Annotated in this window: 22 protein-coding genes; 13 read left to right on the forward strand and 9 right to left on the reverse strand. The window is 73.2% G+C overall.

Translation table 11 applies throughout. The annotated features are described in order from the left end of the window. Position 1: 1 nt before the first annotated feature. From I5G_RS08805 to I5G_RS08840, 8 genes are all read left to right on the forward strand, one after another. A complete protein-coding gene (locus I5G_RS08805) occupies positions 2-928 on the forward strand; it encodes a carbohydrate ABC transporter permease (RefSeq protein WP_022878732.1) in 927 nt (308 codons plus the stop codon). Further along, positions 925-1,776 (forward strand): carbohydrate ABC transporter permease, encoded by an 852-nt coding sequence (locus tag I5G_RS08810; RefSeq protein WP_022878733.1) that lies wholly within the window; start codon positions 925-927, stop codon positions 1,774-1,776. The genes I5G_RS08805 and I5G_RS08810 overlap by 4 nt, the downstream gene beginning before the upstream one ends. Before the next feature lie 10 nt (positions 1,777-1,786). Beyond that, the gene (locus I5G_RS08815) at positions 1,787-2,965 is read left to right on the forward strand and encodes an ROK family protein (RefSeq protein ID WP_022878734.1); all 1,179 of its coding nucleotides are present in this window, start codon (positions 1,787-1,789) and stop codon (positions 2,963-2,965) included. 31 nt (positions 2,966-2,996) lie between these two features. After that, positions 2,997-4,523 carry a GMC oxidoreductase gene (locus tag I5G_RS08820; RefSeq protein ID WP_022878735.1) on the forward strand — a complete coding sequence of 509 codons (1,527 nt, stop codon included), beginning with the start codon at positions 2,997-2,999 and terminating at the stop codon, positions 4,521-4,523. Positions 4,524-4,549: 26 nt separating this feature from the next. Then, positions 4,550-5,155, forward strand: a complete 606-nt coding sequence (locus I5G_RS08825) for a nucleoside deaminase (protein WP_022878736.1) — start codon at positions 4,550-4,552, stop codon at positions 5,153-5,155. Then, entirely contained in the window at positions 5,152-6,105 is a 954-nt protein-coding gene (locus tag I5G_RS24010) for a sugar phosphate isomerase/epimerase (RefSeq protein ID WP_022878737.1), read from the forward strand. The genes I5G_RS08825 and I5G_RS24010 overlap by 4 nt, the downstream gene beginning before the upstream one ends. An 8-nt stretch (positions 6,106-6,113) precedes the next feature. After that, on the forward strand, positions 6,114-6,608 hold the full coding sequence (locus I5G_RS08835) for a flavin reductase family protein (protein ID WP_022878738.1): 495 nt from the start codon (positions 6,114-6,116) through the stop codon (positions 6,606-6,608). A gap of 259 nt (positions 6,609-6,867) precedes the next feature. Beyond that, on the forward strand, positions 6,868-7,620 hold the full coding sequence (locus tag I5G_RS08840) for an SDR family NAD(P)-dependent oxidoreductase (RefSeq protein ID WP_022878739.1): 753 nt from the start codon (positions 6,868-6,870) through the stop codon (positions 7,618-7,620). Positions 7,621-7,654: 34 nt separating this feature from the next. Here the strand turns inward: I5G_RS08840 and I5G_RS08845 are convergent, their stop codons facing one another. Beyond that, positions 7,655-8,401, reverse strand: a complete 747-nt coding sequence (locus tag I5G_RS08845) for a DUF429 domain-containing protein (protein WP_022878740.1) — start codon at positions 8,399-8,401, stop codon at positions 7,655-7,657. A 73-nt stretch (positions 8,402-8,474) separates the two neighbouring features. Between I5G_RS08845 and I5G_RS08850 the strand changes: the two genes are divergently transcribed. Beyond that, the gene (locus I5G_RS08850) at positions 8,475-8,849 is read left to right on the forward strand and encodes a hypothetical protein (RefSeq protein ID WP_022878741.1); all 375 of its coding nucleotides are present in this window, start codon (positions 8,475-8,477) and stop codon (positions 8,847-8,849) included. 262 nt (positions 8,850-9,111) lie between these two features. Then, positions 9,112-9,978, forward strand: coding sequence for a helix-turn-helix transcriptional regulator (locus tag I5G_RS08855; RefSeq protein WP_022878742.1), 867 nt, complete (start codon positions 9,112-9,114; stop codon positions 9,976-9,978). Positions 9,979-10,043: 65 nt separating this feature from the next. Here the strand turns inward: I5G_RS08855 and I5G_RS08860 are convergent, their stop codons facing one another. Then, complete coding sequence (locus tag I5G_RS08860) at positions 10,044-11,243, reverse strand: MFS transporter (protein ID WP_026095787.1); 1,200 nt, start codon at positions 11,241-11,243, stop codon at positions 10,044-10,046. 159 nt (positions 11,244-11,402) lie between these two features. Then, positions 11,403-12,497 (reverse strand): citrate synthase, encoded by a 1,095-nt coding sequence (locus tag I5G_RS08865; protein WP_022878744.1) that lies wholly within the window; start codon positions 12,495-12,497, stop codon positions 11,403-11,405. 52 nt (positions 12,498-12,549) lie between these two features. Between I5G_RS08865 and I5G_RS08870 the strand changes: the two genes are divergently transcribed. Beyond that, positions 12,550-13,731 (forward strand): citrate/2-methylcitrate synthase, encoded by a 1,182-nt coding sequence (locus tag I5G_RS08870; protein ID WP_036327184.1) that lies wholly within the window; start codon positions 12,550-12,552, stop codon positions 13,729-13,731. Between the two features lie 105 nt (positions 13,732-13,836). Here I5G_RS08870 and I5G_RS08875 read toward each other — a convergent pair whose 3' ends face one another. Genes I5G_RS08875 through glp form a run of 3 tightly spaced genes read right to left on the reverse strand, consistent with a single transcriptional unit; the run spans position 13,837 to position 15,907 of the window. Beyond that, a complete protein-coding gene (locus tag I5G_RS08875; RefSeq protein WP_026095789.1) occupies positions 13,837-14,106 on the reverse strand; it encodes a DUF6457 domain-containing protein in 270 nt (89 codons plus the stop codon). Further along, positions 14,103-14,696, reverse strand: coding sequence for a molybdenum cofactor guanylyltransferase (locus tag I5G_RS08880; protein WP_026095790.1), 594 nt, complete (start codon positions 14,694-14,696; stop codon positions 14,103-14,105). Before I5G_RS08880 ends, I5G_RS08875 begins: the two co-directional genes overlap by 4 nt. Continuing rightward, positions 14,693-15,907: a gephyrin-like molybdotransferase Glp gene (glp, locus tag I5G_RS08885; RefSeq protein WP_022878746.1), complete on the reverse strand. Its 1,215-nt coding sequence runs from the start codon at positions 15,905-15,907 to the stop codon at positions 14,693-14,695. Before glp ends, I5G_RS08880 begins: the two co-directional genes overlap by 4 nt. Before the next feature lie 168 nt (positions 15,908-16,075). On the opposite strand from glp, the gene I5G_RS08890 reads away from it, so the two are divergent. Then, positions 16,076-16,564: a DUF1990 family protein gene (locus tag I5G_RS08890; RefSeq protein WP_022878747.1), complete on the forward strand. Its 489-nt coding sequence runs from the start codon at positions 16,076-16,078 to the stop codon at positions 16,562-16,564. Positions 16,565-17,023: 459 nt separating this feature from the next. Here the strand turns inward: I5G_RS08890 and I5G_RS08895 are convergent, their stop codons facing one another. The 3 genes from I5G_RS08895 to I5G_RS21525 form a co-directional block, all read right to left on the reverse strand. Then, a complete protein-coding gene (locus I5G_RS08895; protein WP_022878748.1) occupies positions 17,024-17,635 on the reverse strand; it encodes a copper resistance CopC family protein in 612 nt (203 codons plus the stop codon). A 2-nt stretch (positions 17,636-17,637) separates the two neighbouring features. After that, entirely contained in the window at positions 17,638-18,375 is a 738-nt protein-coding gene (locus I5G_RS21520; RefSeq protein ID WP_022878749.1) for a YcnI family protein, read from the reverse strand. Between the two features lie 72 nt (positions 18,376-18,447). After that, positions 18,448-19,029 (reverse strand): hypothetical protein, encoded by a 582-nt coding sequence (locus tag I5G_RS21525; protein ID WP_022878750.1) that lies wholly within the window; start codon positions 19,027-19,029, stop codon positions 18,448-18,450. A gap of 217 nt (positions 19,030-19,246) precedes the next feature. Between I5G_RS21525 and I5G_RS08910 the strand changes: the two genes are divergently transcribed. Further along, positions 19,247-19,730 (forward strand): formate dehydrogenase accessory sulfurtransferase FdhD (locus tag I5G_RS08910; protein ID WP_022878751.1); only part of this gene is annotated, 484 nt, incomplete at its 3' end.

The following is a 19,730-nucleotide window of genomic DNA, read 5'->3' on the forward strand; positions in this document are numbered from 1 at the left end:
CATGGCGTCGGTCCCCTCGCTCGTCGCGGGCATGGCGCGTGCGCGCCGTGCCCGCGGCGAGCGGACCCACAGCGTCACCGCGTGGCTGTTCCTCACGCCGTTCATGGCGGTGTTCGTCGTCTTCACCCTCATCCCGGTGATCGCTTCGCTCTCGATGAGCCTCACCGACATGCGCAGCACCGACCTCCGGAACCCCTTCAGCGTGGATTTCGTCGGGCTCGAGAACTACCTCGCCCTGTTCGTCGACCCGACCTTCCAGCGCTCGCTGCTCAACACGCTGGTCTTCGTGGTCGTCGGCGTCCCGGCCACGATGCTCGTCGGCTTCGTGCTCGCCGTGGTCCTCGACTCGGTCATCCGCCGCGGTCGCAACGTCTTCCGCGCGTTGTTCTACGCCCCCGTCGTCACGAACGTCGTGTCGGTCGCCCTCATCTGGCAGTACGCGTTCAACTCGCAGGGGACGGTCAACGAGGTCCTCGCGACCATCGGCTTCGCCGGCCCGAACTGGTTGGGCGACACGAACCTCGCGATGCCGGTCGTGATCCTGCTCGGCGTCTGGCGCAACTTCGGCACCGCGATGCTCCTCTTCCTCGCCGGCCTCCAGGCGGTTCCGGACGATGTCCGCGAGGCCGCCTCCCTCGACGGCGCCGGCCCCATCCGGCGCCTGATCTCGATCACCCTCCCCCTGCTCATGCCGACCACGCTGCTCGTCTCGGTCCTGCTCTCGGTGTTCTACCTGCAGGTGTTCGACGAGCCCTACCTGCTGACCAACGGCGGCCCCCTCGGATCGACGCGCTCCCTCGCGCTCTACACCTACGACCAGTTCGGGTTCGGGAACATCTCGACCTCGTCCGCGGCATCCTTCGTGCTCCTGGTCATCGTCGTCGTGGTCAGCCTCGTCCAGTTCCGGATGCTGAGGTCCCGCACATGACGTCTCTCTCCCCGGCCCTCGCGCGGCGCCCCGCCGTGCCCGTCGCGCTGCTGTACGTCGCGCTCATCGTCGCGGCGGCCCTGACCGTCCTGCCCTTCTTCTGGGTCGTGTCCGGGTCGCTGCGCGGACTCGACGACTTCCGGTCCGCGCCCGGCGCGTGGCTCCCGAGCGAGGTGACCTTCGAGAACTACGGCCGCCTGTTCACCGAGGTGGGCTTCGGCGGGTTCCTCGTCAACAGCCTCATCGTCGCGGCGCTCACCGTGGTGGCGAACGTCGTCGGCGGATCGATGGCGGGGTACGCCCTCGCCAAGCTCGAGTTCCGCGGGAAGCGGATCGCGTTCGGCGCGGTCATGGCATCCCTCATGGTCCCGTTCTCGGCCACGTTCGTGCCGCAGTTCGTCGTGACGGTCAACCTCGGCCTCGTGAACACCCTCGTCGGCATCGCGCTGCCGCTGATGGTCGCGCCGCTGTCGGTCTTCATCGTCCGGCAGTACGCCGCCAGCATCCCGCAGGAGCTGATCGAGGCGGCCCGCATCGACGGCGCGAGCGAGTTCCGCATCTTCGGGCAGGTCTTCCTGCCGCTGGCGGGCCCGGCCCTGGCGACCGTGACGATCATGTCGTTCCTGGCATCCTGGAACAACTTCATCTGGCCACTCATCGTCGCGCAGCAGTCCGCGACCTACACGCTCCCGGTCGGACTGGCCGCGACCAAGCAGGCCGCGCAGAACGTGACCGACTACGGACTGGTGCTCGCCGGAGCCGTGGTCGTCATGCTCCCGGTGCTCGCTCTGTTCCTGTTCCTCCAGCGCTACTTCGTGCAGGGCATCGCCGCCACCGGGCTCAAGTGAGAGGCTCCCCATGACAGCGAACCGCAGCGAACCGGACGCCGCCCTCGCGGAAGGGCTCGATCAGGGGCGCGTCCGCCGGATGAACACGGCCGTGGTGCTGCGCGCCCTCGCCGCCGCCGGGGACGCCTCGCTCGCCGACCTCGGCCGCGCCACCGGGCTGAGCCGGCGGACGCTCCAGGCGATCCTCGAGGAACTCCGACGCGCCGGATGGGCGCTGGAGTCCGAGACGGCCTCGGGCGGTGCGGGGCGTCCGGCGAAGAGCTACGCGTACGTCGCCGACCATCGCGTCGCCGTCGCGCTGCGACTCGACACGCACACCGCGTACGCGATGATCGTCGACCTGCACGGCCGGGTGCTCGGCCGCGCGCAGACCGCGCTCGGCGAGGACTACTTCGCCCCCGAACGCGCCCTGCAGCACCTCGCGGCGGTGACCGAGATCGCCCGGGAGCAGGCCGGCCTCGACCCGCGCGTGCTGGCCGCCGGAACGATCGCGGCCGGTGGTGTCATCGACGCCCGCGACGGAGTCGTCGTCCGCCTCATCAACGCTCCCGCCTGGACGGGGTTCCCCCTCGCCGAGACCGCCACCGCCCTGCTCGGCTTCCCCATCACGACCGACAACGACGCCAACCTCGCCGCCTTCGCCGAGAGCCGCGCGGGAGCAGCCGAGGGGCACGACGACGTCGCCTGGCTCGTCCACGGCAACCGCACCGGTGCCGGCTTCCTCCTCCGCGGCGCCATTCACCACGGCCACCGCGGAGCCGCGGGTGAGCTCGTGGAATCCCGGGTGCTCGACCTCAAGCAGACTGCCGCCGACGGCTTCTCCCTCCTCAGCTCGCCGATCGCCGCGGATCGCACCGCCGCGCTCGCCCTGACGGACGCCGCGCGGGCGGGAGACGACTCCGCCCTCGCCCTCGCGCGCGACTTCGCGGCCGAACTCGCCGACCTCATCGACGTCCTCGCCTGGACCATCGCGCCCGAGCTCGTCGTCCTCGGTGGCGGGCTCGAGGACGCCTCCGAACTCCTCGTGCCCCTCGTCCTCGAGCGTCTGCGCGAGCGGGGCGACCCCTCGATCCGCATCCTTCCCACCGCCCTCGGCGCCGATGCCGTCCTCCTCGGAGCCGCGCACGTCGCGCGGGATGCCGTCTCGGCATCCGTTCTCGACACGATCGTGCGCGGCTCCGCCGGATGACCGCCCACCCCACCCAGAACCGGAGACACCCGTGAACACCGCACCGACCGCACCCGCCGACCTGCTCATCATCGGCAGCGGGATCATGGGCAGCATCGTCGCGAACCTCGTGCGCGCGGCGTCCCCCGACGCCCGCATCGTGATGGTCGACGGCGGCGGGGCGATCGGCGGAACCCCGGGGCTGCACCTGCACGACGTCCCCGAGCCCGAGATCTGGTCCGCCTACAACGCGGCGGTGGAGTCCGGCATCCAGGGGTTCTACGCCGGCGAAGCCCCCGAGCCGACGCGCGCGACCGACGCCGCCGGGCTCGAACCCCGGTTGCACCTTCTCACCGCCCTCGGGGACGACGCGGATGCCATGCCCATGGCGGCCGCGGCCTGGAACGTCGGAGGCATGGGGGCGCACTGGACGGCTGCGGTGCCGTGGCCCGCCGGGGACGAGCGCTTCGACTTCGGCGACCCGCAGCGCTTCAGCGACGACCTCGCCGTCGCGCAGCGCGTGCTCCACTCCACCTCGCCCTCGATCGGCCCGACCGAGCCGGGGCAGGTCGTGCTGGACGTGCTCGCCGCGCACCTCGGCTCCCGCACCCCGGCGCCGCGCGAGCCCCAGCCCATGCCGATGGCCTTCGCGCCCGGCGGCACCGGCCGCCACCGCGTCGGTCCGGCGGTGATCTTCCCGCCCCTCGGCGGTGCCCCCGACGACGCGTTCGCGCTGCTCCCCGGCCACCTCGCCGTCGAGCTCGTGCACGACGGTGAGCGCGTCGCGGGCGCGCGTCTGCGGCGGCTGGCCGACGGCTCGCACGTGGTCGTCGAGGCCGCGGTGACCGTGGTGTGCGCGGACACGTTCCGCACTCCGCAGCTCCTCCACGCCTCCGGCATCCGTCCCGCCGCCCTCGGTCGCTACCTCAACGAGCACGCGTTCCTCACCGGACGGGTCCTGATGGACCTGGATCGCTTCGGTCTCGCCGTCGAGGACCTCCCGACGGCGCTGCCCGGGGAGTTCTGCGTCGACTCGCTGTGGCTGCCGCAGAACGGCGCGGAGCAGCCGTTCCACGGCCAGATCATGAACAGCACCTACACCGCCGAGGACGGCACGCCCCTCGGGTACGGCGTCGGCATCTCCCTCTACATCCCGATCGAGAGCCGCGGCGAGAACCGCGTGCGCTTCGTCGAGGGCGAGACAGACCTCACCGGGATGCCGCGGTTCGAGATCGACTTCGCCTACTCGGATGCCGACCGCGCGGCGATCGCGGCGGCGGAACGCGCGATGGTCGAACTGTGCGAGCTGTTCGGCACCTTCGACCCCGCGACCGAATCGGCGCTCCTGCCCCCGGGATCGTCGTTGCACCAGACCGGCACCGTCCGCATGGGCACCACCGACGACGGCACGAGCGTGTGCGACACGGACGGCCGCGTGTGGGGCTTCGACAACCTCTTCGTCGCCGGCAACGGCGTCGTCCCGACCGCGGTCGTCGCCAACGCCACGCTCACCGGCGCGGTGACGGCGGTCCGCGCGGCCCGCGCGGCCGTCCGACAGCTGTCCCCCGTCTCCGCCTGACACCGCCCCCGATGCAAGGAGCCCCGATGCAACTCTCCGCCACCGCCTACGACATCACGCTCCCCGACTGGGTCTCCGACGCCCTGGCCGACGCCCCCGAGACTATCCCCGACCGCGCGGACCGCATGCGGCTCGTCCACTCCCTCGCCGACCGCAACTGGCGCGAGGGCAACGGCGGACCCTTCGCTGCACTCGTCGCCGAGACCGCGACCGGACGCATCGTGTCGGTGGGCGTGAACGTCGTCCTCGCCTCCGGCGTGTCGTCCGCGCACGCGGAGGTCACCGCCCTCGGCACCGCTCAACGGGCGCTCGGCACGTGGGACCTCGGCGGCCCGGGTCAGCCGGAGCACGAGCTCGTCGTCAACTGGCGCCCGTGCGTGCAGTGCTACGGCGCGACGCTGTGGTCGGGCGTGCGGACCCTCGTCGTGGCCGGTTCCGGCCCGGAGCTGGAGGAGATCACCACGTTCGACGAGGGACCGATGCGCGACGACTGGGCGGCCCAGTTCGAGGAGCGCGGCATCCAGGTCGTCGACCCGCTGCTGCGCGACGAGGCTCTCGAGGTCTTCCGTTCGTACCGGGATGCCGTCGACGACGGCGGGGTCGTCGTCTACAACGCGCGGAGCGTCGCATGAGCGGGCTGCGCCGCGACCGTGTCGCGCTCAACGCGATCCAGTGGATCAACATCAAGGCCGACCCCACGGACCCGAACAGCGAGAGCCTGTGGCTCTACGGCGACCCCGCCTTCCGCGCGGACTACCCCGACGTGCTCCGGCAGATCCGCGAGGCCGGCTTCGGGGCGGTGATGATGGAGGTCCTGCCGACCCAGACCCTGCGGGACTTCCGCGCCATGATCGCCGAGTCGGGCCTCGCACTCGCCCCCGGATACGCCTCGATCGCCATCCCGAGCGACCACGGCGTCACCCTCGCGCCCGGTTCGTCGGAGCGGGTGCACTGGTTCGACGGCATCCGTCGCAAGGCCGAGGAGTCCGCGTTCGCGGGCCTGGACACCGTCTTCCTCGCCCCCGAGGTCTCGTGGGAGCCGAATGCCGTGCGGACCCTCGAGGCCGTGGCGGTGGGCGCGGGCTTCTCGCAGGCGCGTCTCGACGAGCAGATCGAGTTCCTCGCGGAGGCCACCGAGGTGCTCCAGCGCGAGGGCATTCGCGCGGGGCTGCACAACCACGTCGGCACCTGGATCGAGACCGAGGACGAGATCGACCAGACGCTGGCGGCGATCCCCGCGCTCGGGGCGTCGTTCGACGTGGGGCACCTCGAGTGGGCCGGGATGGATGCCGCGGCGATCATCGCCCGGTACAGCGACCGCATCGTCGACCTCCACGTGAAGGACCTCGACATGGCGGTGGTCGCGTCCTCGCGCGCCACCCCGACGCCCTATCGGACGGCGACGGATGCCGGCCTGTTCCTGGAGCCCGGACTCGGCCACCTCGACCTCGACCGGATGCTCGCGGCTCTGCCCGCGGACTTCGACGGCTGGATCATCATCGAGGTCGACCGGGCGAGCATGGACCCGTTCGCTTCGGCGCTGGTCAGCGCCGAGTGGATGAACCGGACGTTCCCGGCCTGAGCCGCGCCATGCCTCTCCAACCTCACGACGACGACCCACGCCGGCTGCGCGAAGCGTTCTCGGGCTTCCCCTGCGGTGTGGTCGCGATCGCCGCGCACGTCGACGGGAACGACGAGGTGCTCGTGGCCTCGTCGTTCACCGTCGGCGTCTCGCAGGATCCGCCGCTGGTGATGTTCGCCGTCCAGCACACGTCCACGACCTGGCCCGTGCTGCGCCGCGCGCCGAGGATCGGAGTGTCGGTGCTCGGCGACGGGCACGCCGACCGCATCCGCCAGCTCGCCGGCCCGGACCGCGCGCGGCGGTTCGAGGGCCTCGTGACCCACCCCGGCCCGACCGGCGCGATCCTCCTGCAGGACGCCCCGATCTGGCTGGAGTGCACCCTGTGGAACACCTATCCGGCGGGAGACCACGACATCGTGGTGCTCCGCGTCGAGCAGCTGTCGTCCGAGTTCGGCTACCAGCCGCTCGTGTGGCACCGCTCGGCGTTCGCCACGCTCGCCTGACGGCGGGGGCGCGGCCTCGGCGGGTGCCCGCGCAACCTCAGCAATCCGCACAACCTCAGCCGACAGGGTCCGGATGCCCCTGACCCAACGCGGATCGCTGAGCTTGTGCCCGCGGCGGCTGGCGCCGAAGGGGTTCTTGCACCCGGCCCAAATTCCATTCACGCGCATCTATCTGCTCGCGCGGGCGTAGGGTGGAGAGAAGGACGGACCGTCCGAGAAGATCTCCCGGCACCGCGCCCGCCCGGGAAGAAGGCCACCCATGGCTCAGTACGACGTAGCGAACCGTTCGGCGATCGTGACGGGAGCGGGCAGCGGAATCGGGCGCTCGACCGCCCTGCTGCTGGCCCAGAACGGCGCCGCCGTGGTCGTCAACGACCTCAACGCCGACCACGCGCACAAGGTCGTCGAGGAGATCCGCGCCGCCGGCGGCACGGCAGAGGCCTCGGTCGGCGACGCCACCGACGTCGCGTGGATCGCGTCGTCCGTCGAGCTCGCGAACACCCTCGCGCCGCTCCGCATCGGCGTGAACAACGCCGGGATCGGTGGCGCCGCCGCCCCGACCGCGGAGTACACCGACGAAGCGTGGGACAAGGTCATCGCGATCAACCTCAACGCCGTGTTCCGCAACATGCGCGCGCAGATCCCCTCGATCCTCGCCAACGGCGGCGGCTCGGTCGTGAACATCGCATCGATCCTCGGCAGCGTCGGCTTCGCCACCTCCCCCGCGTACGTCACCGCCAAGCACGCGGTCGTCGGCATGACGAAGAACGCCGCTCTGGAGTACTCGGCGCAGGGCGTCCGCGTGAACTCGGTAGGCCCCGGCTTCATCGACACCCCGCTGCTCGACGCCGTCGGCGATGACGTCAAGGAATTCCTCGTGAGCAAGCACCCCATCGGCCGCCTCGGCAAGCCCGACGAGGTCGCGAACCTCATCGCCTTCCTCGCCAGCGACGCCGCGAGCTTCATCACCGGCAGCTACCACCTGGTCGACGGCGGCTACACCGCCTCCTGATCCAGGATGCCGCGCGGCCCGCGCCCCTCTAAGGTCAGGGCCGCGCGAGCTCCTCGACCTCCCCCTCCGGCAGAGCGACCCACCCCTCCCGCCGCGCAACCTCGAGGTCTTCTGCCCCGGGCCGGACGAAACGCCCCGTCGCGGCGGCGCGCGTCGCGAGGGCGGCGATCATCGCGTCGAACGCGTCGGCGGATGCCACGGCGAGTGCCGCGGACGCCCCGACGTCGAACCACGGCGCGCGCTGCTGCAGCGTGGCGAGCAGGGTCGCCCGGCGGGTGGCATCCACTCGATATTTCGTGGTGTCGAAGCCCCAGATCCGCAGTGCGCCGCCGGGGTACACCTCGAACAGGCGCCCCTCGGCCGCGCGGTCGACCGGGAAGCCGCTGGCGGCGAGTCGGCGCAGCAGGCCCGCTCCGCGCAGGGCCGTGACCCCGAGGCGGTCGGTCGATACGCTCAGCGGCCAGCGACCGATGCGGTCGCGTACGACGGCGTCGGTGCGGCGGTAGACGAGCCCGCGGCGCCAGTCGGCTCCGCCGTCGACCTCGCCGAGCGCGGGCACGGAGCCGCCGTGGTGCGCCTGGACGAAGTCGACGAACGCGTCGGGCCACCCGAGCGGGCAGTCGAGTCCGAGCCAGCCGTCGTCGCCGGTGGATGCCACGATCGCCGCATCGTCCACCCCGAGGTCGAGCCGCACGAGGCATGCGCCGCCCGCCGACCACACGATCTCGGCGAGCGCGGTGCCGGGCACCCCGGCCGCGAGGTCGACGCCGATCGTTCTCATCCCCGCAGGCTACGCGGGGGCACCGACATCACCGCCCTCGCCGCGAGGGCCGCGAACCTGGGAGGATCGACCCATGCCCGCCGACGACGAACTCCCCGACTCCCTCGAGCCGGGGCTGAACGTGCCGCCGCGGGAAGAGCCCCCGGCACCCCCGACGCCGAAGGGCGACCTGCGCGCGGTCTCGATCATCGCGATCGTCACCGGCGTGATCGTGGTGGCGTGGCACATCTTCCTGGTGTCGGTGAGCGCGGTGGCCGAGCTCGACCAGTTCCTGTGGATCCAGATCGGGATCTGGGCGCTCGCGGTGGTCTCGTTCGTGCTCGGCATCCTGAGTCTGAACGCGCGCATGGCGCGCGAACTCGCCGCCGCCGGCTTCATCTCGGGCGTCGCGGCGTTCCTGCTCTCGATCGCGATCGGCCTGTTCAGCGGCGCGAGCTTCCTGAGCTGAGGTCCCGCCCGCGGCGGCGTCGCGTTCTACCGGTTCGGTGTCCAGAACACGCGGACGGGATGCCATGGCATCCGCGTGTCTTGGACACTGAGGCGCGTACGCGTGCGGGGTCCGCTGCCGGGTGTCCAGGACACGCCGGATGCCGCCGCGCCGATGCGGCGTGTCCTGGACACTCAACGTCAGGAGGTGCGCCGCGGACCCCGGATTCGGTGGCGGCAGCATGCCGCGGAATGCCCGGCGGCCCGCGACCGTTCGGGAAAGCATGACCGACGCCCTGGAGCGCGCCCTCGCCACCCTCGACGTGCGCACGGGCTCGTCGCGCCGCGTCGTCCTCGCCGCCGGCGGAGACGTCGTGCTCCCGACCGGATCGGCGACGTTCGTCTACGTCCACCGCGGCGAGATCACGGGCGACCTCGCGATCGGCACCGGCTGCCAGGTCGACGCCCCGACCGGCGGCGGGCAGCCGGTCAGCGGCCGCCGCACGCTCCTCGCGGGCGACGCGGCCATGTCCCTCGGGTGCCGCCGCCTGGTCCTGTCGTCGCAGTCCGGCGCCGAGGTCATCGTCGTCACCGCCGAGATCACGCCGTCCGAGGTTGTGGCATCCCTCCCGGGAACCGTGCTCGTCACGGGATTCGCGGGGCTCGAACCGGCCGCCGCGGCGCTGGCCGGCCACCTCGGCCCGACGCCCGACGGTGCCGCGTGCGAGCGTCCGGGGGACGCCGTCGTCTGCCGGTCGATGATCCGGTCCGTGCTGCTGTCCGCCGTGCGGGCGTGGGCGTCGCGCGACGGCTGGCCCGCTCCCGTCGCCGACCCGTTCCTCGCGCGCGTCGCCGCCGCGATCGACACCGACCCCGGCCACGACTGGACGCTCGAGAACCTGGCATCCCTCGCCGCGATGTCGAGGAGCGTGTTCGCCGAGCGCTTCCGCGACACGATGGGCCGATCGCCCGCGGGTTACGTCACCGAGGTGCGCGTGCGGGAGGCGAAGAGACTCCTGGATGCCGGCATGCCGGTGTCCGAGATCTCGCGCACGCTCGGCTACGCCAGTGACGAGGGCTTCCGCCGCGCGTTCCGCCGGCACACCGGGGTCGCGCCGTCGTCGTGGCGGGCGCGGGCGCTGACGGCGTAAGCCCCAGAGGTTCGGTGTCCAGGACACGCGGACCGGGAGCAGCCGGGTCCGCGTGTCCTGGACACTCAACGGGGAGAGACGGCCGCTCCGCGACGCCGCAGCGACACCCCGAACAGCACGGCGCCGACGACGAGCAGCACGATGCCGATGGCATCCACGGTCTCGATCCCGACGGTGTCGACGAGGAGCCCGCCGACGCCCGCGGCGATCGTGATCGCGAGCTGGAATCCGGTCACGACCAGGCTGCCGCCGGCCTCGAGGCGGTCGGGCATGCGCTTGCCGACCCACGTGTTCACGATGATCAGCCACGACGAGAAGAAGAAGCCCCACACCACGACCGCCACGGCCACCGCGGCGAGCGCTGCCGGCAGCAGCAGGACGACGGCGATCGCGGCGGCGATCACCAGCGGCCCGGTCACAGCGAGGCGCCCGAACGCGCGGTCGACGACCATGCCGATCACGATGTTGCCCGCGAGCCCGCCCACGCCGAAGGCGGCGAGGAGCAGCACGACGGTTCCGGGCTCGATGCCGGGGAGGCGCTCCAGCGACAGCCGCACGTACGTGTAGGCGAGGAAGTGCCCGAGCACGACGAGCACGTGGCCGACCATGCCGACGAGCGTGCCGGGACGGAGAAGCGTGTCGCCGAGGATCCGCAGGCTCGACACCGTCGCCGCGGGAACCGGGGGCAGCGCCGTCCGGACCGCGACGCCCAGGACTGCCGTCGCGACGCCGACCACGAGGAACGTGATCCGCCAATCGAGCAGTTCGCTGAGCGCGACGCCGAGCGGCACGCCCGCGACGGTCGCGAGCGACAGACCCGCGGAGGTGAACATGACCGCGCGGCCGATCCGTCCGGGTGCCGCGAGCGCCCCCGCGGCGAGGATCGACATCGACCAGTACGTGCTGATCGCGGCGCCGAGCAGGAACCGCGCGATGAGGATCACGACCAGGCTCGGCGCGATCGCGACGACGATGCTCGACACCGCGGCCGCCACCGCCGCGGCCGTCAGCAGCAGCCGCCGGTCGAGACGGGGCACCAGGATGCCGATGGTCGGGGCGACGAGGAGCCCAGCGAGCGCCGTGACGGTGACCGTCTGCCCCGCTTGGCCCGCGGTGATGCCGAGGCTCGCGGCGATCTCCGTGAGCACGCCGTTCGGGAGGAACTCGGCGGTGACGAGCAGGAAGCTCATGAGCATGAGGACGACGAGTCCGCCGTACCTCATGGGCGATGGCGCGGTCACGGGGACCGGGGCTGTGGTGGTCATACTCCGATGCTCGCCGGTGGGCGGGCACTGCGCCCGACCGTTCATCCGCGGCATCCCACCGTTCGTCCGGGCTCGGTGGTGCGCTCGGCGCCGAGTGTCCAAGACACGCCGTATGGCGCGCGGCAGATGCGGCGTGTCTTGGACGCAGAACGTCAGGGGCTACGCCGGCGGCCGCCCGACGTACCGCGCGGACGGGCGGATGATCTTCGGGTCGCGGGCCTGCTCGAGCACGTGGGCCGTCCAGCCCACGGTCCGTGCGAGGGCGAACGTGGGCGTGAACATCTCGGGAGGGATGCCGCACTCCTCCATGACGACCGCGGCGTAGAACTCGACGTTCGCGTGCAGCGGCCGGTCCGGCTTGTGCTGGGCGAGGAGCCGTTCGGCCGTGCCCTGGAACGCCAGCGCCTGCGCGACCCGCGGGCCGCCGAAGCCCTCCGCGACCGTGCGCAGCAGCGCGGAACGCGGGTCGGTCGTGCGGTACACCGCATGGCCGAAGCCCATCAACCGGCGGCCGGCGGCGAGTTCGCTCCGGATCCACGCCTCGGGATCCTCGCCCGCGCGGTCGAGGCTCTCCAACGCCCGCGCGGGCGCTCCGCCGTGGAGCGGTCCGGACAGCGCACCGAGCGCGCCGGTGAGGCACGCGGCCATGTCGGCGCCGGTCGAGGCGATGACCCGCGCGGTGAAGGTCGAGGCGTTGAAGCCGTGGTCCATCGCGGCGATCAGGTACGCCGTGAGCGCCCGCTCGTGCGCAGGATCGGGATGGATGCCGGTCAGCGCGGTGAGGTAACCGGAGACCACCGGCACCGTCGGGCCGGGGTCCGACCCGCGCGCCACCGCCGCGACGAGACGCGGGGCGACCGCCGCGAAGGCGATCGCGTCGTCGAGCCGCGCCTCCTCGTCGAGGTCGTACAGCGGACGGGTGCCCCGAGCGGATGCCAACAGCGGCCAGGCCGCGCGCAGCGCGGTGAGCGGGTCGTCGGTGCGGGCCACGACGGTCTCGACGACACCGTCGACCGCGGGGTGGGCGGCGGCCGCCGCGACCCGGTCGAGGAAGGAACGGCGGGTCGTGGCATCCGGGAGCTCCCCCACGACCAGCAGGTGCCACACGTCTTCGAACGTGCACTCGCGCGCCAGGTCCACCGCCGGGATTCCGCGGTAGTGGTACATCCCGGCGTCGCCGTCCACGTCGCCGATGGCGGTTTCGGCCGCCACCACCCCCGTCAGTCCGCGGGGCACATCGATCAGCTCGCTCATGCGCTCAGTGTGCGAACATGACGATCACACCGTCAACGTTGATCGGATCAATGTGCCCTCCTCGCTCCCCCGCCTCACCGCCGCCCAGGCCGCGTCCCGCCTCGGCGTCAAGCCCGCGACGCTGTACGCCTACGTCTCGCGCGGCATGCTCGCGCGCGAACGCGGCACGCACGGCTCGACGTTCGACGCGCTCGAGGTCGAGGCGTTCGCCGCCGCGCGCCGCCGCACGGCCGCTCCCGCGCCGTCGCACCCGACGACCGGTCTGCCGCTCGGGGTGATCCGCACGGATATCGCCGACATCGAGGACGGGGAGCTGCTCTACCGCGGTCGCCGCGCCCGCGACCTGATCGACCGCCCGTTCGCCGAGGTCGTCGCGTGGCTGTGGGATACCGAACGCGTCGACGCGCCCGACACCGCGATCGGCTCCGCCCGGGCGATGGTGCAGGCGCTGCCGCTGCACACGGGACCGATGGACCGGCTGCGCGCGGCACTGACGGGCTTCGCCGCCGACGATCCGCTCCGGCGCGACGCGAGTCCCGCGACGGCGTACCGCGTCGGCTGGACCCTGCTGACCGGACTCCCCGTCGCCCTCGGCGGACACCCGCACCCCGATCTCGCCCGCTCACTCGTCAGCACCTGGATCCCCGCGCCGCCTGCCCCGGTCGTCGCGACGGTCAACGCCGCGCTCGTGCTGCTCATCGACCACGATCTGGCGGTGTCGACCTTCGCGGCGCGCGTCGCGGCCTCCGCGCGCGCCGACGGGTACGCCGCGGTCAGCGCCGCGCTCGGCGCCGCCGATTCCCCCCTCCACGTCTCCGCCGCAACGCGCACCGCGCGCCTGCTGGCCCGGGTGCGCCGCGGGCTGGAGCCGGAGCGGGCCCTGGGCGAGGCGCTGCAGGAGGGCAATGGCATCCCGGGGTTCGGTCATCCGCTCTACGACAGCGTCGACGATCGGGCCGACGCCCTGTTCCCGCTCCTCGCCACGCTGCCCGACGGCGAGGGGACGATGGATGCCGTGCGCCGGCTCCAGGAGGTCGTCGCCGACCGCGCGCGCCTCGCGCCGAACGTCGACCTGGCGCTGGCGGCCCTCGCCTCGGCGGCGCGGCTTCCCGAGGACACCGCGGCCACCGTCTTCGTCGTCGGCCGCACGGCCGGGTGGATCGCCCACATCGCCGCCGAGTACGCCGAGCCCGCGATGCGGCTGCGCCCGCGCGGTGAGTACGTCGGGCCGTGACCGCCCGCGCTGCTGTGCCGTCATGCGGAGTCCGTGCCCGACACGCCGCGGCCTGAGGCCGCCTCCCGGCGTGTCTCTCGAGAACTCCGCCGGACGGCGGGGCCGTCAGCCGGCGTTCCACCCCTTCGCGAGCTCGACCACCGCGGCGACCGCGGCCTCGGTGTCGGTGGGTGTGCCCCCGGCCCGGCCCGCGGCGAGGCCGGCCACGAACGCGCTCAACGGAGCGGCGGGCCGCGCCACGCCGTTCGCGACGTCGCGCGCGAGATCGAGGATCAGCGCGATGGGCACATCGCCCTCCGCAAGGCCGAAGCGCTCGGCGAGCGCGGCGCTCCACTCGTTCAGGGCCTCGGGCGGCAGGGTGCGGGATTCGGTCACGGCTCCTCCTCGGGCTCGCTCGCGGCCGAGCCTCCGGCCGCGGTCAGATCGTCCCACGTGTCGATGTCGCGCGACAGCGCCGCGGGCGTGTCGACGAACGCGATCCGCAAGCCCCCGAGGAGAGTCCGCATCGCGGCATCCCGTCCTCCGTCCGGAATCGTGGATGCCACCTCCCGCAGCGCCGCGGTCCGGTATCGGCCCGTGAGCCACTGGGGCCGACCGCCCTCGGCGAGGCATACGCCATCGGCGCCGGGCGGGATCGACGGCAACGCGGCGAGCGCGGCCGCCGGGTCGACGAGGTCGCACGCGAGGAGGAGCACCTCGTCGGCCTCGAGCGCTCTTGGGGCGGCGAGCGCGGCGACGGTTGCGGCGACGGGGCCGCCGAACGGCGGATCCTCCCGCACCCAGGTCACGTCGAGGTCGGATGCGAGGAGGGGAGCGGCGACGACGATCCGCGCGGCCCCGACGCCGCGGGCCGCCGCCACGGTGCGGGCGAGGAGCGTCTCGCCGTCGACCCGGAACAGCGGCTTCGCGGCCCCGCCGACGCGCGCGCCACGGCCCCCCGCGAGCAGGACCGCGTCGAGGCTCACGCGAGCCTCACCTCGACGAGGTCGCCGGGCTCGAGGTCGCGCTCGCCCGGCGGGATCACGGCGTAGCCGTCCGCGTCGCCGAGGCCGCGGGTGGAGCCGCGGGTTCCGGGCGCGGGCGGGACGGCACGCCAGGCGGCGGGATCCGTCCGGTCGAGCCGCACGGGAACGTACTGCAGACGGTCGACGCGCACACGCCATCCCTCCGCGAGCGGAACCCGTACGACCGTGCGGTCGTCGCCGACCTCGCCCTCCAACGCCCGCAGCGCGGGGCGCACGAACACCTCGAACGAGACCGCCGCGCTGACCGGGTTGCCCGGCAGACCGAACACGAGCGTGCCGGCGGGCGTGCGTCCGAAACCCTGCGGCCGCGCGGGCTGCATCGCGACCTGCACGAACGACAGCAGGTCGCCGAGGCTGTTCTTCACGACCTCGTACGCGCCCGCGCTCACCCCGCCCGAGAACACCACGATGTCCGCCCCGAGGCGTTCGGCCTCGGCGATCGACGCCCGCGGACCGTCGCCCTCGTCGCCCACGCTCGCGCGGAGCACGACCTCGGCCCCCGCCTCCTCGGCGAGGCCCGCGAGCAGGAAGCTGTTCGACTCCGGGATCTGTCCGTGATCCAGCGGCGTCCCGGGGGCGACGAGCTCCGACCCGGTCGAGATCACGGCGACCCGCGGCGCCCGCGCGACCTCGACGGACGCGGTTCCGGATGCCGCGATCGCGGCGATCCGCGCGGCGGTCAGCCGCACCCCGGCGGGGACGACCACCGCCCCCGCGGCCGTGTCCGACCCGCGGCGGCGGATGTGCGCCCCTCTCACGCGCGGAGCCACGAGGACGGTGGTCTCGGACAGGGAGCCGACGAGACCGTCCCGTGTGTCTTCGAACGGCACGACGGCCGTGGCATCCGTCGGCACGGGGGCGCCGGTCATGATGCGGGCCGCTTCTCCCGGCCGCAGCGCGGGGTTCCTCGACGTCCCGGCGGGGAGGTCGGCCGCGACCCGCAGCGTCACGGGGACGGTCGCCACGTCGTCGACCCGCACGGCGAACCCGTCCATGGCCGAGTTGTCGAAGCCCGGCACGTCGACGGCGGCGTGCACCGGATGCCGCAGCACGCGGCCGCGGGCACGTTCGAGCGGCCGCTGTTCCGTGGCGAGCGGCTCGACCGCCGAAAGGATCGCGGCGAGGTGCGTGGAGACCGCGATCACAGGCATTCCCTCAGCGTAGGCGTCGGGTCGTGGCATCCCGTCCGGCTGGTGACGAGCGGAGGACGAGGGACGGGCGGAGGATGCCGCGGGGCGCGTCGATCCTCCCTTCGCCCCCGGCCCTCCGCTCGGCACAAGCCGTGCCGCCCCGGCCCCCGCGCGAGTACGGTGTGCGGCATGAGCGACCTCACCTACCCCGAGATCGGGGCGACGGCGGGGGTTCTGCCGCCCGGGTACCACCACGTGCGTGCGGAACGCGTGATCGGGCGGGGTCGCTTCGCGTTCGAGCAGGCGGCCGATGCGCTGCTGTGCGGCGCGGTGCAGCGGCGGGCCGGCGCGACCGTGCGGATGACGCAGACACCGCTCCGCGTCGGAACCCGCATCGACATGCGGCTGGGACCCTTCGGCATCCCGTGTCTTGTGGTGTGGGCGGAGCGCGACGACCAGCACGCGGGGTTCGCGTACGGCTCGTTGCCGGGACACCCCGAGAACGGCGAGGAACGCTTCGAACTGACCCTGGCCCCGACGGGCGAGGTGACCTTCACGATCACGGCGTTCTCGCGTCCGGGGCGCTGGTTCACACGGCTGGCGTGGCCGCTGAACCGCGCGATCCAGCGCCGCATGACGGCGCGGTACCTCCGCACCCTGGACTCGCCGACGCGCTGACCACCTGCGCCCCGGCGTCCGCCGGGCGGCGCGGACACAACGAAGGAAATCCGACCCGTTCGGGCCGCGGAGAGCCGTCTCGGGGCACGGATTTCCTTCGTTGGGTACCGGAGCCGGATGCCCAGGGGCCGCGCACAACTCCGGCAGAACCGGCACCCGGCCCCGCAGGCCACCTGCTCCGCGCGGTCCCGCCGGAGTTATGCGCACCGGATGCCACACCGGCCACCGGCCGCGCACAACTCCGGCAGAACCGGCACCCGGCCCCGCAGGCCACCTGCTCCGCGGAGTTCCGCAGGAGTTATGCGCACCGGATGCCACACCGGCCACCGGCCGCGCACAACTCCGGCAGAACCGGCACCCGGCCCCGCAGGCCACCTGCTCCGCGGAGTCCCGCCGGAGTTATGCGCACCGGATGCCGCGCCAGCGGGGAGGAGCCGGACAGACCCTCCCCGCCCGGCGTCACTCGTCGTCCGCGTCGCCCTTCCGGCGCGGCCGGACGAGCAGCACCACGACGACGCCGACCACGATGACCGCGAGGCCCCCGACCGACAGGCCGATGACCAGACCCGAGGGTGCGGCCGCGGGGGCCGTGGCATCCGGGGCCGCTTCCGCCTGCTGCGAAGCGACGCTCGCGCAGGGCGAGGCCTCGGATCCGGTGGCGACGGGCTCGCCCGCGGCGGGCGTGTAGGTGAATCGGTAGGTGCCCGAGACGGGGTGGCCGTCGGACGACACCGCCCGCCAGGTCACCTGGTAGTCGCCCGCGGACCCGAGCTCGACCGGGGTCGTGAGCGTGGGCCCGGCCAGCGCGGTGCAGTCCGTCTCGTAGTGACGGGCGTCGGGCCCGACCACGATGACCTCGTTCCCGCCGTCGGCTCCGAGCAGATTCGCGCTGAAAGTGAGCGCGACGTCCGCGGCGGTCGAGACCGTCGCGTCCGCCGCCGGGGTCGCCGAGACCAGGCTGTCGTGCGCCGACGCGGCCTGCGCCCCGCCGAGCGCAGCGCCCACGGCGGCCGCAGCGACGATGAGGCTGAGGACGCCGACTCGACGCCGAGGCGCCGTGGGCGCGCGCACGATCAGGCCTTCTTCGGGCGACGGGCGAACGCCAGCGCGCCGAGCACCGCGCCACCGACGCCGATGACGAGCGCCGCGATGCTGAGGCCCAGCGCCGCGCCGGCGGAACCGTCCGTGGACGACGCCGCGGCCATGTCGTGGTCGTCGGACGGTGCCGCGGTCGCGGTGGCGTGCGAGGCACCGTGGCCCGTGGCCGGCGGCGTGTCGTTGATGTACAGCACCGGAGCGGGCTCGAGAGTGTCGTCGGCGGCGACCTGGTCGGGGGTGGCCGACCAGTTCACGACCTCACCGTCGGAGTACGTCTGCACCGCGGGCAGAACGACGTGCCCCGTGTCGGGCACCGGTCCGAGCACGGCGGAGAAGACCTGGAACTGGTCCTGACCGATGCCCGTGCCGGGGTCGGCCTGCCAGACGATCTTCAGCGGTCCGTCGCTGATGGTGTTGCCGTCGACCTCGACGGGCGCGGGGAGGGCGCCCTTCTCGACGGTCGCGGTCCACCCGGGAACCGGCTGGACGAGCACCGCCGTGAACGGGGTGTCGGTCGGGAGGGTGACCTCGACCTTGACGGTCGAGGCCGTCTCGGACTCGGTCGGAACGCGGAAGTTGACGGTGGCGTAGCCGCCCGGCGTCGCGGTGTTCGGGTTGACGGTGACGTGTGCGGATGCCGCGAGGGGAACGCCCAGGACGAGGGCGAGGCCGACGGCCGCGCCCGCGAGGGCGCGCGAAAGGGTACGGGACATGAATGCTGCTTTCTGCGAAAGTGCGCAGGCGTGATCGCACGCCGAAGCGCGAAGGGTGAGGAGGAAAGGGTCTTACGCCGCGAGCGGCGGACCCCGATGCCTCATCACCGACAGCACGGTCATGCCGACCGTGAGCAGCGGCGGCTCCGGACGCACCCGCGGCGCCACGCGGGGGCGCGGGGCAGCGAACGGAGCGAGCGCGCGGAACGTGTCGGAGAGGAGCCCCGCGACCGCGCGCAGCGCGCGTTCGCCCGAACCGAGCGCCAGAACCGTGACGGCCGCAGCGAAGGCGTGCGCGACCCACATCCAGGGCGATTCGGTGCCCGTCAGGCCGTGCGCGTGCCCGGAGGCCGCGAGCGCGACGGCTCCGTGCTGGTGAGCGACGGCGACCGGACCGCTCAGATCGAGCGCGAGCAGCGTGTGGAAGAGCAGCTGGCTCGTGGTGATCGCCACCGACAGCCGCCACCACGAGGCGGTGCGACCGACCAGTGCGATGCACAGCGGGGACGCGAGGCTCAAGGCCAGCACCACGTTGAGCACCGCGGGGAGATCACCGGCGGCGACGGAGTGCGACAGGGTCGCGACGAACGTCGCGAGCACGGCGGCGGAGACGCCGCGTACCGCGCGACGGGCGCGCCCCGCTCTCGCCGACATGCCGGTCCTCTCGAATACGTTCCCCGCCATTCCACCACACGGGTCGGACACTGCGCCGCCGCGGAGTGACGCCGGCGCGACCGGGGCCGGGCACCCGCCGCACCGCCCGCGCCCGCCGCCCGCCCCGCCGACCGACCGCACCCCGCGCCCCGCCCCGGTGTCGGACCCCGGGCGTACGCTCGACCCATGACCCCCTCCTCGCACGGCCGGTCCTGACATGGGCCGCCTGACCGCCTCACGTCGCGTCACCCGCATCACGCTCGACGGCGTGAACAGACAGCGACCGGATGCCGTCGCGGTCGAGGAGCCGCTCGAGATCCGGGTCGCCGGGTCACCGCTGTCCGTGACGATGCGGACGCCCGGGCACGATGTCGAACTCGCGGCCGGATTCCTCGTGTCGGAGGGCGTGATCCACCGCGGCGACCAGTTCGCGCGGGCGATCCACTGCGGCGGGCCGGGCACCGGGGGCGCGGACGGCAACACGTACAACGTCCTCGACCTCACGCTCGCTCCCGGCGTGACGCTCCCCTCCCCCGACATCGCCCGCAACTTCTACACCACGAGTTCGTGCGGCGTGTGCGGCACGGCATCCATCGAGGCCGTCGAGAAGGTGTCGTCGTACGACGTGTCGGGGGATGGCATCCAGGTCGAGGCCGTCGATCTCGAAGGTTTCCCCGACCGGCTCCGCGAGGGGCAGAAGG

Source organism: Microbacterium sp. B19 (assembly GCF_000333395.1).
Taxonomy (GTDB): Bacteria; Actinomycetota; Actinomycetes; order Actinomycetales; family Microbacteriaceae; genus Microbacterium.